The organism is Streptomyces sp. NPDC027663, assembly GCF_055566415.1.
Genome location: NZ_JBVHSK010000023.1, coordinates 61,409 through 76,467, shown reverse-complemented (window position 1 = coordinate 76,467; position 15,059 = coordinate 61,409). Strand labels below are relative to the sequence as shown.

The 15,059-nt window shown below is 72.8% G+C and carries 10 protein-coding genes, 2 tRNA genes, 1 other RNA gene and 1 pseudogene; 7 read left to right on the top strand and 7 right to left on the bottom strand.

The window, feature by feature from the left end; translation table 11 throughout:
* Window positions 1-43 precede the first annotated feature (43 nt).
* A complete protein-coding gene (locus ACZ4SF_RS35955) occupies window positions 44-1,111 on the bottom strand; it encodes a hypothetical protein (RefSeq protein ID WP_468392890.1) in 1,068 nt (355 codons plus the stop codon).
* A gap of 423 nt (window positions 1,112-1,534) precedes the next feature.
* Here ACZ4SF_RS35955 and ACZ4SF_RS35950 point away from each other — a divergent pair.
* A pseudogene (locus ACZ4SF_RS35950) lies at window positions 1,535-1,837 on the top strand (hypothetical protein); the annotation flags it as partial.
* Between the two features lie 67 nt (window positions 1,838-1,904).
* Here ACZ4SF_RS35950 and ACZ4SF_RS35945 read toward each other — a convergent pair.
* A tRNA-Ser gene (locus ACZ4SF_RS35945) sits at window positions 1,905-1,992 on the bottom strand.
* 119 nt (window positions 1,993-2,111) lie between these two features.
* Here ACZ4SF_RS35945 and ffs point away from each other — a divergent pair.
* The 6 genes from ffs (at window position 2,112) to ACZ4SF_RS35915 (ending at window position 11,049) form a co-directional block, all read left to right on the top strand.
* Window positions 2,112-2,210: signal recognition particle sRNA small type (ffs, locus tag ACZ4SF_RS35940), an RNA gene on the top strand.
* 151 nt (window positions 2,211-2,361) lie between these two features.
* Window positions 2,362-4,812 (top strand): DNA polymerase III subunit gamma and tau, encoded by a 2,451-nt coding sequence (locus tag ACZ4SF_RS35935; protein ID WP_468392889.1) that lies wholly within the window; start codon window positions 2,362-2,364, stop codon window positions 4,810-4,812.
* Window positions 4,813-4,981: 169 nt separating this feature from the next.
* A complete protein-coding gene (purD, locus tag ACZ4SF_RS35930; RefSeq protein ID WP_468392887.1) occupies window positions 4,982-6,241 on the top strand; it encodes a phosphoribosylamine--glycine ligase in 1,260 nt (419 codons plus the stop codon).
* A gap of 296 nt (window positions 6,242-6,537) precedes the next feature.
* Complete coding sequence (locus ACZ4SF_RS35925) at window positions 6,538-8,298, top strand: M48 family metalloprotease (RefSeq protein ID WP_468392885.1); 1,761 nt, start codon at window positions 6,538-6,540, stop codon at window positions 8,296-8,298.
* Window positions 8,299-8,578: 280 nt separating this feature from the next.
* Window positions 8,579-10,078, top strand: a complete 1,500-nt coding sequence (locus ACZ4SF_RS35920; protein ID WP_468392883.1) for a N,N-dimethylformamidase beta subunit family domain-containing protein — start codon at window positions 8,579-8,581, stop codon at window positions 10,076-10,078.
* 71 nt (window positions 10,079-10,149) lie between these two features.
* Window positions 10,150-11,049, top strand: a complete 900-nt coding sequence (locus ACZ4SF_RS35915; protein WP_468392881.1) for a phosphoribosylaminoimidazolesuccinocarboxamide synthase — start codon at window positions 10,150-10,152, stop codon at window positions 11,047-11,049.
* A 238-nt stretch (window positions 11,050-11,287) separates the two neighbouring features.
* On the opposite strand, the gene ACZ4SF_RS35910 is transcribed toward ACZ4SF_RS35915, so the two are convergent.
* The 5 genes from ACZ4SF_RS35910 to ACZ4SF_RS35890 all read right to left on the bottom strand — a co-directional run bounded on the left by ACZ4SF_RS35910 (window position 11,288) and on the right by ACZ4SF_RS35890 (window position 15,009).
* Window positions 11,288-11,363: transfer RNA gene (locus tag ACZ4SF_RS35910), tRNA-Gly, on the bottom strand.
* A gap of 23 nt (window positions 11,364-11,386) precedes the next feature.
* Window positions 11,387-12,001 (bottom strand): response regulator, encoded by a 615-nt coding sequence (locus ACZ4SF_RS35905; RefSeq protein WP_468392879.1) that lies wholly within the window; start codon window positions 11,999-12,001, stop codon window positions 11,387-11,389.
* Window positions 11,998-13,245, bottom strand: coding sequence for a sensor histidine kinase (locus ACZ4SF_RS35900; RefSeq protein WP_468392877.1), 1,248 nt, complete (start codon window positions 13,243-13,245; stop codon window positions 11,998-12,000). The genes ACZ4SF_RS35905 and ACZ4SF_RS35900 overlap by 4 nt, the downstream gene beginning before the upstream one ends.
* A gap of 16 nt (window positions 13,246-13,261) precedes the next feature.
* Window positions 13,262-14,050: an ABC transporter permease gene (locus tag ACZ4SF_RS35895; protein WP_468392875.1), complete on the bottom strand. Its 789-nt coding sequence runs from the start codon at window positions 14,048-14,050 to the stop codon at window positions 13,262-13,264.
* Window positions 14,047-15,009 carry an ABC transporter ATP-binding protein gene (locus tag ACZ4SF_RS35890; protein ID WP_468392873.1) on the bottom strand — a complete coding sequence of 321 codons (963 nt, stop codon included), beginning with the start codon at window positions 15,007-15,009 and terminating at the stop codon, window positions 14,047-14,049. The genes ACZ4SF_RS35895 and ACZ4SF_RS35890 overlap by 4 nt, the downstream gene beginning before the upstream one ends.
* Window positions 15,010-15,059: the final 50 nt, after the last annotated feature.

Sequence of the window (15,059 nt, the reverse complement as noted above, 5' to 3'; positions counted from 1 at the left end):
GAGTCGCGCGTGCACTTTTTCCACGGCGCTCGGTGGTCGCTGGTCAGCTCCTGTAGATGAGGGCCCGGAACTTCCATGAGAGGTCGTACTGCGGGTACTGCATCGATGAGTTGTCGCTGACGTCCGGATCATTCACCCCGAACAACAGTCGCACGGGGCGACTGTCCGTCCAAGTCATGCAGCCGCTGAACGCTGTGGCCTGGGCTGGGGGGCCGACCCAACCGCCGGGTTTGTTGTTGAACCTCAGGACGGAGGAGAACTGGAACAGATTCGGATAGGGCCATCCGTTGGCTGGTGCAGTCAGGAGGTTTCCGTTCGGTAGTGCCCAATTCCCCAGATAGTCGATTACGATCCTGCTCTTGAGGTCTGGGACAATCCGCACGACGTTGCCTTGGGTGAGGACGTTGTCCGGGTTCGGTCCGGAGGGGAAGCTTCCGGCCTCCTTCCCCCATACCCTGACCATCTCATCGCTGTCCCCCGGGGCATTTGCGGGCGCGCCTCGGCTGCATCGGTCCATGGCATTCGTTGCGGGCACAGTAGCCTTGTAGATTTTCACCCGGAACTTCCACATGCCGCCGTTGTCATCGAGTTTCGGATCGTTGACCCCGAAGAGAAGGCGTACAGGGAAGCTGCTGTTCCATGGCGTGCACCGCTGGAAAGCGCTGGCCTGGACAGGTGCACCCACCCAGCCTCCCGGGTTGTTGTTGAACCGCAACACCGCTGAGTGTTGGAACAGGCCGGGGTACGGCCACGAGGTGTCCGCGGCGACCCCGGTACCGTTGGGTCCCCAATTCTCTCCCCAACGAGAGACGCTCACCCGACTTTCGAATTCCGGGATGATGACGAATACGTCTCCCGGCTCCAAGACGTTCGGCGGGTCGACGCCGACCGGTTCACTGCCTCCCCCATTCCCATGGACAACAACTTCTGGGATGTCGCGATTCGGCACCTGCTGCTCGGCGCAGCGGGTCATTGCCGAGGCCGGTGGGCCGGCAACAGCAGGCGGCGCCAGGATGCACACCGCTATGAAAGCAGCGAGCAGAAGGAGGGTGAGGGACGCTAACCTGAATCTGCAGGCCGGCCAGCCGAAACGAATGGTCTTTTGTGCCACCGGGAACCCTCTCGATCTGCACGCACGACAACAGGGATTGGTTTGCTGTGCGCGACCGGAATGATTCTTGATGGAATCATATGAACCGGTCAAGACCTGCTTTCCGTAGAATTATCCACACCCGATACTCGAGGTGATGACGGGGCGGAGGAGGAAATTGTGCGCCCCGAACGCTCCAGGCCTCCGCGCACGCGTACGTGCGCGCCCAGCGCACACCGTACGCGTGCGCGCCTGTGGACCACGGGATGGACCAGTTCATCCCGGCCCCGGTCCACACGGCAAAGACCAGCCGATCGCCGAGCGGTCCGGTGGCGCGCTCTGGCTGCTAGCACTAGTCGTTGGATCTGTGGAGCGGCGGGCGGAGGCGGGCCAACCGGTGGAAGGCGGCCAACGCGTCCGGCAGTGATCGTGCCTCGATACGCCTCTGACGCGGGCGTACGAGACGGCCGTCTCCACTACGCTCGCCACACCGCCGCGACCGTGCTCCTGATCCTTGGTGTCCCGGACGTCGTGATCGACGCGATCATGGCCTGGGGGCCTGGGGGCCTGGGGGCCTGGGGGCCTGGGGGCCTGGGGGCCTGGGGGCCTGGGGGCCTGGGGGCCTGGGGGCGCGCCCGATACATGCATGTGACGGGAGTCATGCTCCGGAAAGTCGCTCAGCAGGTCGGAGACACGCTCTGGATGCCGCCTGGCACCAAAGACAAATCCGACTGGGACGGAAACTGAGACGGACAACGTCGAAGGGCCCCACTGCGAACAGTGGGGCCCTTCGACAACGTGCCCGGTGAGGCACTGGCGGAGGATACGAGATTCGAACTCGTGAGGGGTTGCCCCCAACACGCTTTCCAAGCGTGCGCCCTAGGCCTCTAGGCGAATCCTCCGCCGGAAACATTACATGACCGAGGGGAGTGCTCGCGAACTCGTTCCCGCAGGCCGTCCCCGGGTGGGGTCGCGGCCCCGATCGGGTACTGACCGCAGGCCGCCATCGGGTAGTGTGGAGCGCAGCCCCTCACGCGGCGCTATCTGACTGAACTCCCCCAGGGCCGGAAGGCAGCAAGGGTAGGTCGGCTCTGGCGGGTGCGTGGGGGGCGCTTGCGTTTCCCGGTCTTGTCGCCCGGTCTCGTTCCCGGCTCTCGTCGCCGGGTCTCGCCCCCGGATCTCGTCGCCGGGCCCTGTTTCCCGGGGTCGGTCCCGTTCCCGGCGTCTGCGGGCGGAGCCCGTTGTCAGTGGGCGCCATTAACCTCGTAGGCGTGTCGTCTCTCGCGCTGTACCGCCGCTATCGCCCGGAGACCTTTCGCGAGGTCATCGGGCAGGAGCATGTCACCGACCCGCTGCAGCAGGCGCTGCGGAACAACCGGGTCAATCACGCGTACCTGTTCAGCGGGCCGCGCGGGTGTGGCAAGACGACCAGCGCGCGCATCCTGGCCCGCTGCCTGAACTGTGAGCAAGGTCCCACCCCGACGCCGTGCGGGGAGTGCCAGTCGTGCCGGGACCTCGCCCGGAACGGGCCGGGTTCGATCGACGTCATCGAGATCGACGCGGCTTCCCACGGTGGCGTGGACGACGCCCGTGAGCTGCGCGAGAAGGCCTTCTTCGGGCCCGCAGGCAGCCGGTACAAGATCTACATCATCGACGAGGCCCACATGGTCACGTCGGCCGGTTTCAACGCGCTGCTGAAGGTCGTCGAGGAGCCGCCGGAGCACCTCAAGTTCATCTTCGCGACCACCGAGCCCGAAAAGGTCATCGGGACCATCCGGTCGCGGACCCATCACTACCCGTTCCGGCTGGTGCCGCCCGGAACCCTCCGGGACTACCTCGCCGAGGTGTGTCAGACGGAGGACATCCCGGTCGAGGACGGCGTCCTCCCGCTCGTCGTGCGCGCCGGTGCCGGGTCCGTGCGTGACTCCATGTCCGTCATGGACCAGCTCCTCGCCGGTGCCGGCGCGGAGGGCGTGACGTATGCCATGGCCACGTCCCTCCTCGGCTACACCGACGGCTCCCTCCTCGACTCCGTCGTCGAGGCCTTCGCCACCGGTGACGGGGCCGCCGCCTTCGAGGTCGTGGACCGCGTCATCGAGGGGGGCAACGATCCGCGCCGGTTCGTCGCCGATCTGCTGGAGCGGCTGCGCGATCTGGTGATCCTCGCCGCCGTGCCGGACGCCCTGGAGAAGGGGCTCATCGACGCCCCCGCCGACGTGCTGGAGCGCATGCAGGCGCAGGCCGGGACCTTCGGTGCCGCCGAGCTGAGCCGCGCCGCCGACCTGGTCAACGAGGGCCTTACCGAGATGCGCGGCGCCACCTCGCCCCGCCTGCAGCTGGAACTGATCTGCGCCCGTGTCCTGCTCCCCGCCGCCTACGGCGACGAGCGCTCGGTCATGGCCCGCCTCGACCGCCTGGAGCGCGGCGTCAGCTTCTCGCCCGGCGCCGGTGCGCCGGCCATGGGCTACGTCCCCGGTCCGGGGGCCCACGGCGGCGCCTTCGCGGCAGGCGCAGGCGCCGCTACGGGTGCGGCGGGTGCGGGTGCGATGCCCGGGCCGCCCGGTGGAGGACCTGCGGCGGCCCGCGCAGCCGTACGGGCCGCGGGCGGTCCGGGGGCCACGAGTCCTGCCGCTGGAGCACCGGCCGCGGGCCCCGCGGGTGGTCCGGCTGTCGCTGGCTCGGTTCCCGGTGGTCCGGTTCCCGGTGGTCCGGCTGTAGGTGGTCCGGCCGGCGCGGGTGCGGTCCCTGCCGCTCCGTCGGAGCCCGCGACTCCCGCCCCCGGTCCTGCCCCGGCGTCCGCCCCCGCGTCCGCCCCCGCCTCGCCCCCCGCGACCGCCCCCGCTGCCCAGGCCCCGGCGCCCTCGTCGGACGCCCCGGCCGCTCCCGGCGCCTGGCCCACCGCCGCATCCGCCGGCAGCGGGCGCCGCCCCGGTGGCTGGCCCACCGCCGCTGCTCCGGCGGGCCGCCGGCCCGGTCAGGGGCCCGGCGGGGCGGCACCGGCGCAGCCCCAGTCCCCGGCCCAGCAGCAGGCGAGGCAGCCCGCTCCCGCGGTCCCGGCCCCGGCGCCCGCTCCGGCCGCCGCCCCCACCGGCGGGCTCGACCCCCGCGCGCTCTGGCCGAACATCCTGGAAGCCGTCAAGAACCGCCGCCGCTTCACCTGGATCCTGCTCAGCCAGAACGCCCAGGTGACCGGCTTCGACGGCACCACGCTCCAGCTCGGCTTCGTCAACGCCGGTGCCCGCGACAACTTCGCGGGCAGCGGCAGCGAGGACGTGCTGCGGCAGGCGCTGGCGGAGCAGTTCAGCGTGCAGTGGAAGATCGAGGCGGTCGTCGACCCGTCCGGCGGCGGCTCTGCCCCGGTGACCGGCGGCCCGTCCGGCCACGGCGGCTCCGGCGGGAGCTACGGCGGCTTCGGCGGCGCTCCCTCCGGCGGCTCCGGCGGCGCTCCCGGCGGCGGCTACGGCGCCCCGGCCGCGCCCCGCCCGGCGGCACCCCAGCCGGCCCCGCAGGCTCCCGCCGCTGCGCAGGGCGGCGCCCCGGCCGCGTCCGGCGCGCCCGCGGCTTCCCGGCCGACGGCCGCTCCCGAGCCGCCGCCCGTCGCCCCCGAGGACGACATCCCCGAGGACGACGACCCCGATCTGGACGAGTCGGCCCTGTCCGGCCACGAACTGATCGTGCGGGAACTGGGCGCGACGGTGGTCGAGGAGTTCACCAACGAGTAGCTCGGCCCGGTGCCGGCCCGGGCGCTGCGGTGGCCGGGGAGTTCGGCGCCGAGTGGCCCTGTGCGGTGTCCGCCGGCGCGTCCGCGTGGCCGCGTCCGGCGGTCCCTCGTAGGAACGTACAGCTTCCCCGGCCCCCGGTCTTCGGCAACCTTGCCATTAGGCTGACCCCGTGAAGGTCCTCGTCATCGGCAGCGGCGCCCGCGAACACGCCCTGTGCCGCTCCCTGTCCCTCGATCCCGACGTCACCGCGCTGTACTGCGCCCCCGGCAACGCCGGCATCGCCGAGGTGGCCGAGCTGTACCAGGTCGACGCGCTCGACGGCGCCGCGGTGGCCGCGCTGGCCACCCGCCTCGGTGCCGAACTGGTCGTCGTCGGCCCGGAGGCCCCGCTGGTCGCCGGTGTGGCCGACGCCGTCCGCGCGGTCGGCATCCCGGTGTTCGGCCCGTCCGGGGAGGCCGCCCGGCTCGAGGGGTCCAAGGCGTTCGCCAAGGACGTCATGGCGAAGGCCGGGGTGCCGACCGCCCGCTCCTACGTCTGCACCACCGCCGAAGAGGTCGCCGAGGCCCTCGACGCCTTCGGCGCCCCGTATGTCGTCAAGGACGACGGTCTCGCCGCGGGCAAGGGTGTCGTCGTCACCTCCGACCTGGAGGCCGCCAAGGCGCACGCCGCCGGGTGCGAGCGGGTGGTGATCGAGGAGTTCCTCGACGGCCCCGAGGTGTCCCTGTTCGCCGTGACCGACGGGGACACCGTCGTCCCGCTGCAGCCCGCCCAGGACTTCAAGCGCGCGCTGGACGGCGACGAGGGACCCAACACCGGTGGCATGGGCGCGTACTCGCCGCTGCCGTGGGCCGACCCGAAGCTGGTCGACGAGGTGCTCCAGACCGTGCTGCAGCCGACCGTGGACGAGATGCGGCGGCGCGGCACGCCCTTCTCCGGGCTGCTGTACGCCGGCCTCGCGATCACCTCGCGCGGGGTCCGGGTCATCGAGTTCAACGCCCGTTTCGGCGACCCCGAGACCCAGGTCGTGCTGGCCCGGCTGCAGACCCCGCTGGCCGGTGTCCTGATGGCCGCCGCCACCGGCAACCTCGCCGACCTGGCGCCGCTGCGCTGGAGCGACGAGGCGGCCGTCACGGTCGTCGTCGCCTCGCACAACTACCCCGGCACCCCTCGTACCGGTGACCCGATCACCGGCCTGGACGAGGTGGCGGCCGAGGACGCGCCGCACGCGTACGTGCTGCACGCCGGCACCAGGCAGGACGGCGACGCCGTCGTCAGCGCGGGTGGTCGTGTGCTGTCCGTCACGGCGGTGGGCGCGGGCCTGACCGAGGCGCGCGAGCGGGCGTACCGGGCGGTGGGCCGGATCCGGCTCGACGGCTCGCAGCACCGCACCGACATCGCGGCGAAGGCGGCCGAGGCGGCGCAGGCGTAAACCGCCGGTACGCAACCGAACGCGCCGGTCGGGCGCACTCTCGTCACCCATAGGGCCCCGGACGGAATCCGGGGCCCGATCTTTGCTGTCTGTCACCCACCTCTGACCAAGGCCATTCCATCGAGTGAGCAATGCCCTATACGGCTGACGGGGGCCTGGGCCCCAACTAGGGTGCCGCGCAAGCGTTCCGGCACTTGGCCCACCGACATTTGCGATGTCAGCGGCGGGTGCCACAGTGGGGGAGTGAGCAAGACCAGGACAGCACGCGATCGGCGGGGAGGGGGCGAGGTCGGCACGTGAGCGGAATCGGTGTGGAGGTGGGCGCGCAGGCAGCGCGCTCCCGGGCCCTTGCGGTGCTGCGGGTCCGGGGCCGGGCGCTGGCGGTGGCCGTGCTGCCCGCGGGCGCCGCGGTGATCCTGCTGACCGGCGCCTCCTCCGGCCATCTCGTCGGCCGGGGCTGGGACGCCGCCCGCTGGACCGTGGGCTTGCTCGCCGTGCTGGTGCTGCTGGCCGCGGCCGGCATCGCCCTGGTCGTCGCCCGGGCCCGCCCCGCCGTGAGCCCCACGGTGCCGATCCCGGAGCAGTCCGCGCCGGACCTGTACCGGCTGGTGCGCGACCTGGCCGAGCGCCTGAACGTGCCGGCCCCCTCGGCCATAGCGCTCACGCCGGACTGCGACAGCTGGCTCGAGGACCGCACTCATTCGGCCCACGGCCCGCCCCCGCGTCCGGTGCCCGACGAGATAGCGGGCCCCGGCCGCCGCCGGATCCCGGTCGCGCCGGTGCTGGTCATCGGCTCCCCGTTCCTGTGGTGGATGCGCGTCGGCGAGCTGCGCGCGGTCCTCGCGCCGGTCGTGGCCGGTACCGGCCCCTCGGCGCACCCCGACATAGCCGCCGCCCGCCGTTTCGTGCGCGGACTCGACGCGGCCGTCGCCGTCGCCGCCACCCCGGGCCGCTGCCCGCTGACGCGCGGGATCTGCGCGGCCCTCGGCTGGGTGGCCCGGCTGCTGCTGCGCGGCTGCCGGGAGCATGCCACGCAGATGGAGCGCGGAGTCGCGGCGGCGGCGGCCGAGCGCGCCCAGACGGTGGACTACGGCCTGCGGATCGTCGCCCAGGAGCAGGTCGGGCTCGCCTACGCCGGCTGGGACCGGCTGCTGACCCGGGTCGCGCTGCCCGCCTGGCGCATGGGCCGCTGGCCCTCCCGGCTGGACGCGGGCGTGGTGGCGGCGCTCACCGAGCTGTCCCGCCGCGACCGGCTAGCCGAGGGCTTCACCTCCCGGCTGGGCGAGCGCCCCGCCTGCGATCTGCTCGAGGAGCCCGGCGTGGTGGACGAGGCGGCCTCGCTGCTCGCCGCCCGCCTGTTCCACGGCGGCCCCGCCGAGTCCGGTCCCGCCTGGGCCCCGGTGGACTGGCAGGCGTATCCGGAGGAGGTCGTGGACCGCACCTGGCGCGCCGACGCGGCCCGGCTGCACCGCGTCCTGGACGCCCTGGGTGTCCGCCCCGCCCTGGACCCCAGGGCTCCCGGCCCCGGCGGCTTCACGCTGGCCCGCGTCCTGGACCACCTCGCGGAACGGCCCGCCCCCGGCTGTGAGAGCCCCGGCGCCGGCGGCGAGCCCGCCCGCCGTCCTCCCTTCGAGGACGAAGAGGATCCCGACCCCACGACCGAGCGCAGTGCCGCGCTCGCCGCCGGGCTGAGTGCCGCGCTGGCCCGGGAGGAGGCCGCCGTGCCGGACGGTGCCGACGCGGCCCGGTGCAGCCCCGAGAGCGCCCTGTGGGACGACGGCGGGCTGCCGCTCTTCCCGCTCCAGGCCCCGCGTACCGCACGTGAGCTGCTCGCCGACCACCTCACGGCGATGGTGTGCTGCGCGGCCGTGGACACCGCCGGTGCGACGCCCGCACTGGACTGGCTGGACGGCCCGTCGCTGCTGCTGGGCGGCGAGCGGGCCGCTGATCTGACGCCCAGGGTGCTGAGCCTGATCGAGGAGGGAGACCCGGGCCCGCTGCGCGACTGGCTGGCCGCGTCCGGGATACGCCCCGAGAAGCCCGTGCGGCTCGTCTGACCCCGCCGCAGGACCGACAGGACCCGGATCCGGACGCCGGTCCGGACGCCGATCCGGCCGTCTTAGCGGAAAGGCGACTTCCACTTCAGGTCAATTCGCAACGACTAGTGACCGGGCCCGTGCGTTATGTGATGTGCTGGGATCGACCACGCCTTTGGCAAAGGCTTGCGACATACGACAGCCCTTGCCGAGCACGGCGAGCACGTCCCGAGCACACAGCGAGCACGACCCGGGCACCACCGAGACAGGACCACGGGGGGCATGAGGGAGGGGAGCGACCATGGCCTCGGACCACATCCGCCGCTGGGAGTCCGGAGCATTCGCACACGCCGTCACGGACCCCTTCGGCCAGGGCCCGGTGCCCTGGCTGCGCGGCAGTGAGACGTACTTCGACGACACCGGTCACGTCGTCCCCTGGTACGTCGACGCCGGCCCGCAGCAGCTCACCGGCGCGCCCGGGGCGCGCGTCCCGGCGCCGCGGTCGGCCGGCACCGGGCCCCGCTCGGCGGACGACGTGCGACGTCAGATCAAGGGGTTCACCTCCACCGGCACGGTCACGCCCGGCGAGGCGATCGACTTCCGCATCACGGTCGATCCGCCGCAGGAGTTCAGCGTCGACATCTACCGCATCGGCCACTACGGCGGCGACGGCGCGGCCAAGATCACCACCAGTCCGCGGCTGTCCGGCATCGTCCAGCCCCCGCCGCTGGCCGCCGACCGCACGGTCTCCTGCCACCACTGGTGGCTGTCCTGGCGCCTCCAGGTGCCGTCCTACTGGAGCATCGGCGCCTATGTGGCCGTCCTCACCACGGCCGACGGCTTCCGTTCCCACGTGCCCTTCACGGTCCGCGACGATCACCCCGCCGACCTGCTCCTGCTGCTGCCGGACGTCACCTGGCAGGCGTACAACCTGTACCCGGAGGACGGCCGCACCGGCGCCAGCCTTTACCACGCCTGGGACGAGAAGGGCCGGCTGCTCGGCGAGGCCGACGCGGCCACCACGGTCTCCTTCGACCGCCCGTACGCGGGCGCGGGCCTGCCCCTGCACGTCGGCCACGCCTACGACTTCATCCGCTGGGCCGAACGCTACGGCTACGACATCGCCTACGCCGACGCCCGCGACCTGCACGCCGGCCGCGTCGACCCCTCCCGCTACCGGGGCCTGGTCTTCCCGGGCCACGACGAGTACTGGTCGGTGCCGATGCGCCGGGCCGTGGAGGACGCCCGCGACCACGGCACCTCGCTGGTCTTCCTGTCGGCCAACACCATGTACTGGCAGGTGGAGCTGGGGCCGTCCCCGTCCGGCGTCCCGGACCGGCTGCTGACCTGCCGCAAGCGCAAGGGCCCCGGGAAGCCGGTGCTGTGGCGGGAGATCGACCGGCCCGAGCAGCAGCTGGTCGGCATCCAGTACGCGGGCCGGGTGCCCGAGCCGGCCCCGCTGATCGTCCGCAACGGCGGCCACTGGCTGTGGGACGCGACCGGCGCGCACGAGGGCGACGCGATCGAGGGCCTGGTCGCCGGCGAGGCGGACCGGTACTACCCGCGCACCCCGCTGCCCGAGCACGACGAGCGGATGCTGCTCGCCCACTCGCCCTACACCGACAACGACGGCGTCCTGCGCCACCAGGAGACCTCGCTCTACCGGGCCCCCTCGGGCGCCTGGGTGTTCGCCTCCGGCACCTTCGCCTGGTCCCCGGCCCTGGACCGCCCCGAGCACGTGGACCCGCGCATCCAGCGGGCCACGGCCAACCTGCTGGACCGTATCTGCAAACGCGACTGACCCCTGGCCGCACCCCGACCACCCGGATACGGGAGAATCGAGGCACTTGGACAGAGCCACGGGGAGGAACCGTGTCCGGATTCGTAGAAAAGCCCGAGCCGATCGAGGTTCCGGGCCTGGTGCACCTGCACACCGGCAAGGTGCGCGAGCTGTACCAGAACGAGGCGGGCGACCTCGTGATGGTCGCCAGTGACCGCATGTCCGCCTATGACTGGGTGCTGCCGACGGAGATCCCCGACAAGGGCCGCGTCCTCACCCAGCTCTCCCTGTGGTGGTTCGACCAGCTGCGCGACCTGGCCCCCAACCACGTCATCGGCACCGACGTCCCCGAGGGCGCCCCGGCCGACTGGCAGGGCCGCACGCTGGTCTGCAAGTCGCTGAAGATGGTCCCCGTGGAGTGCGTGGCCCGCGGCTATCTCACCGGCTCGGGCCTGGCCGAGTACAACGAGTCGCGGACCGTCTGCGGCCTCGCCCTCCCGGAGGGCCTCGTCGACGGCTCCGAACTCCCCGGCCCGATCTTCACCCCGGCCACCAAGGCCGAGGTCGGCGAGCACGACGAGAACGTCTCCTACGAGGAGGTCGCCCGCCAGGTCGGCGCGGAGACCGCCGCCCAGCTGCGCCAGGCGACGCTCGCGGTGTACGCGCGCGCCCGGGACATCGCCCGGGACCGGGGGATCATCCTGGCCGACACCAAGTTCGAGTTCGGCTTCGACGGCGACACCCTCGTCCTCGCCGACGAGGTCCTCACCCCGGACTCCTCCCGCTTCTGGCCGGCCGACCGGTGGCAGCCGGGCCGCGCGCAGCCGTCGTACGACAAGCAGTTCGTGCGGAACTGGCTGACCTCGCCGGAGTCCGGCTGGGACCGCAAGAGCGAGCAGCCGCCGCCGCCGCTGCCGGAGCAGGTCGTGGCGGCGACCCGGCAGAAGTACGTGGAGGCGTACGAGCGCCTGACGGGCACCGGCTGGAGCTGACGCCCCGGCCCCGGTTCCGGCCGGGGCCACCCGCACGACCGCTCCCGGTTCCGGCCGGGGGCACCCGCACGAACGGCCCCGGTTCCGGCCGAGGGCGACCGCACGAAAGGCCCCCGGTACCGGCCGGGGGGTGACCCCCACGAAAGGCCCCGGCGGAACTCAGGGGCTGACGCAAGAACCCCCGGCGGAACCGGGGGCTGACGCAAGAAGCCCCCGGCCGGAACCGGGGGCTTCTCCATGGAGCGGACGACGAGGCTCGAACTCGCGACCTCAACCTTGGCAAGGTTGCGCTCTACCAACTGAGCTACGTCCGCATTGCGCCGTGGCGCGAGAGCAACTATACCCAACCTCGCTCGCGTGCGAGACGCACTGCCGCATGTCGGTTTTCGGCGGCGAGCTTCGTGACCGCCGAGGACAGATAGTTCCGTACGGTCCCCGGCGACAGCGCGGCCCGCTCGGCGATCTCCGCGACGGGCGCCCCGTCGGCGGCCAGCTCCAGCACCTGGGTCTCCCTGGCGGTCAGCGGGGAGTCCCCGGCGGAGATCGCGTCGGCGGCCAACTCCGGGTCCACATAACGGTTCCCGGCGTGCACGGTCCGGATGATCTCGGCGAGCCGCTGGGCGCTGACGGTCTTCGGGACGAACCCGCGCACACCGGCCGCGAGCGCCCGTTTCAGGTGGCCGGGCCGCCCGTGCCCGGTGACGATCAGCACCTGGCAGCCGGGCAGTTCGGCACGCAGGGATGTGGCGACCTTCACACCGTCGGCGCCGGGCATCTGGAGGTCCAGCACGGCGACGTCGGGCTCGTGGGCGCGTGCCATCGCCAGCGCCTCGGGCCCGCTCGCCGCCTCCGCGACGACCAGCAGGTCGTCCTCCAGCGAGAGCAGAGCGGCCAGCGCACCCCGGATCAGATGTTCGTCGTCGGCGAGCAACAGCCGTACCGGCACACTCACGAAGTGACTCCTTTCACAGCCGCCAACGGGACCTCCGCCACCACCCGGAACCGGTCCCGGCCGGCGCCGGTGATCCCCGCCTCCAGGGTTCCGCCGACGGCGGCGAGCCGTTCCCGCAGCCCGGCGAGTCCGTTCCCGCCACCCCCTCCCGGGCTCGGGGACACCCCGTCGTTCTCCACCGTCAGCACCACACGCCCCTGAAGCACCGACAGCCCCACATCGCACCGGCCCGCGTCACCGTGCCGCAGTACGTTGGTGGTCGCCTCGCGCACCACCCAGCCGAGCGCGGACTGCACCTCGGCAGGCAGTCCCGCGGCCTCCGCGCGGACCGCGCAGTCGATCCCGGCCGCTGCCAGCACGCCCTGGGCACCGGCGAGTTCGGCGCCGAGGTCGGCCTCGCGGTAACCGCGTACGACGGCCCGTACCTCGCGTTGGGACTCCTGCGCGATGCGCTGCACCTCGATCATCTGCTCCACGGCCTCCGGCCGTCCCCGCCGGGCCAGTTGGACGGCCAGTTCGCTCTTGAGGGAGATCACGGACAGGTTCCGCCCCAGCACGTCGTGCAGGTCCCGCCCGAACCTCAGCCGCTCCTCGGCGACGGCGAGGCGGGCCTCCACCTCACGGGCCCGCTCCGCCTCCCACAGCACGGACAGGGTCCAGGCGCCGCATCGGGCGGCCGTCAGGGCGAACAGCGTCGCGAACGCGGACATCAGGACCGTGGCGAGTGCTCCGGGCCCGCTGGGGTCGGCACAGGTGAGAGCGATCGTGATCACGGCGGAGAGGACCGTGAACCGGAGCAGGTACACCCGGATGGTCACGGTGAGCGCGTAGACCAGTCCGAAAGCCGTGAGCGCCGCCCCCACCGCGAGCCGGAGGGTGAACGGATCGGTCCCGCGGACCGCGGCCAGCACCAGGATCAGACCGAGCGCCGCGGCGAGCAGTACGGCGGGTACGCGCTGGGCGCGGGACGGCAGCGCGGCGCGCTGCAGGTAGTGGTCGAGCGCGGGCCGCAGCAGCCGGCCGGCCGCCGCGCACTGGAGCAGCCCGGCGAACAGCAGCAGCCCGCCGAGCACCAGGGACAGCGGCTGCCGGTGCAACCCGCCCACCAGCGGCATCAGCAGCCACCCCAGCGGGAACAGCCAGATGGTGGCGTGCCAGGTGATCAGGCTCTGCAGCTCGACCCGTTCCGCCTTGCTGCGGTCGCGCCAGTGCCGCTGGTGCCAACCCCGTATCCGCCCCACCATGCGCGCCCCCCGTTCCTCAGCGCCGGGGCTCCCACCGGAACCACCGCCGTACAGCAAACACCGCCACCACGGTCCACGCCAGCGCGGTCGCGACGGTGCCGAGGGCCTCGTACGCGCTCAACTGTCCGGTCCAGCCCGCCCGGACCAGCCGGACGGCCGGGGACAGCGGGAGCAGTTCGCAGACGGAGGCGAGCCGCTCCGGCATGACTTCGGTGGGGAACATGATTCCCGAGCCGATCATCGACACGAACACCAGCGGCGACGCGGTGACCTGGCCGCTCTCCACGGTCCGGGTGAAGGACGCGGTGAGCGCGGCGAGTGCGGCGCTCAGCACCAGCCCGGCCAGCAGCCCCAGCAGGGTCAGGTACGGCGCCCTGGGCGCGCCGGCGTGCAGCAGGACCGCGCACCCGACGCACAGCACCAGCGCCTGGGCGAGGCCGAGCGCCAGGGCGGGCAGGGCGGTGCCGGTGAGGATCTCGGTGTCGGAGAGTTCGCCGGTGCGCAGTCGTTTGAGGACGAGTTCCTCGCGGCGGGCGACGTAGGCGTTGACCAGCGAGGTGTAGACGGCGAACAGGAAGGAGAAGCCGATCGCGGCCGTGAGCATGCCCGCGCCGAGGCTCACCCCGTGCTTCTCCGCCTCCATCTGCTCCAGTGCCGGCCGCACGCTGAACGGCAGGGCGAGCGGCACCAGGAGCGCGGTGAACACGACCCCGCGGTTACGGCCGAGCAGGGTCAGCTCGGCCCGCGCCAGCGCCCGCAGCCGGCGTACGGAGGGTGCGAGGGCGGCCGTCGTCGGGCTGCTCATGCCGCCACCTCCCGGCTTCGTCCGAGCGGGGGGACGCCCGGCCGCGCGATCTCCAGGAACGCCTCCTCCAGAGAGGCCGAGCGTACGTCCAGCCCGCGCAGTGCGACGCCGGTCCGCTCGGCCCAGACGAGCACGGCGGTGGCGGTCCGCTGGAGTTCCCGGGTGTGCAGCCGGACGGTCCTGCCGTCGCTCTCGTGTCCGCAGACGCCGAGGCCGGCGAGGGGTGGCAGGTCGCCGAGGAAGTAGCCGTCGGGCAGTTCGAAGGAGATCCGGGAGGGGCGGCCGGCGGTGACCTCGGCCGGGGTGCCGGAGGCGGCGATGAGGCCCTCGTGCAGGATGGCGAGCCGGTCGGCGAGGCCCTCCGCCTCCTCCAGGTAGTGCGTGGTGAGCAGCACCGTCGTGCCCGCGTCGCGTAGTTGACGCACCAGCGCCCAGGTGTCCCGGCGGCCCTCCGCGTCGAGCCCGGTCGTCGGCTCGTCGAGGAACAGCACCTCGGGGTCGCCGAGCAGTGCGAGCGCCAGGTCGAGGCGCCGGCGCTCGCCGCCGGACAGCTGCTTGACCCGCACCCCGCGCCTGGCCGTGAGCCCGGCCAGCTCCAGCGCCTCGTGCTCCGGCCGTGCCCCGGTCGTGCACCCGGCCCACATGCGGGCGGTCTCCGCGACGGTCAGCTCGGAGGGGAAGCCGCCTTCCTGGAGCATCACGCCGGTGCGGGACCGTACGGCGGCCCGCTCGTGGAAGGGGTCGTGGCCCAGGACCCGCACCCGGCCGCCGGCCGGGGCCGCGAGTCCTTCCAGCAGTTCGACCGTGGAGGTCTTTCCGGCGCCGTTGGTGCCCAGCAGGGCGAAGATCTCGCCGCGTGCCACGGAGAAGGTGATTCCGCGTACGGCCTCGAACCCGCCCCCGTAGACACGTCTGAGGTCGGCGACCTCGATCACGCGCTCGTGCCCGTCGATGTTCATGACTTCAGCGTCGCGGCGGCGCGAACCGACCGGCAGTGCGCGGTGTCATC

Coding starts and splice junctions, on each gene's coding strand:
- ACZ4SF_RS35900 (WP_468392877.1), bottom strand. CDS start 13,245: ATGGTGGGGCGGATACGGGGTTGGCACCAGCGGCACTGGCGCGACCGC.
- ACZ4SF_RS35890 (WP_468392873.1), bottom strand. CDS start 15,009: ATGAACATCGACGGGCACGAGCGCGTGATCGAGGTCGCCGACCTCAGA.
- ACZ4SF_RS35895 (WP_468392875.1), bottom strand. CDS start 14,050: ATGAGCAGCCCGACGACGGCCGCCCTCGCACCCTCCGTACGCCGGCTG.
- ACZ4SF_RS35920 (WP_468392883.1), top strand. CDS start 8,579: ATGGCCTCGGACCACATCCGCCGCTGGGAGTCCGGAGCATTCGCACAC.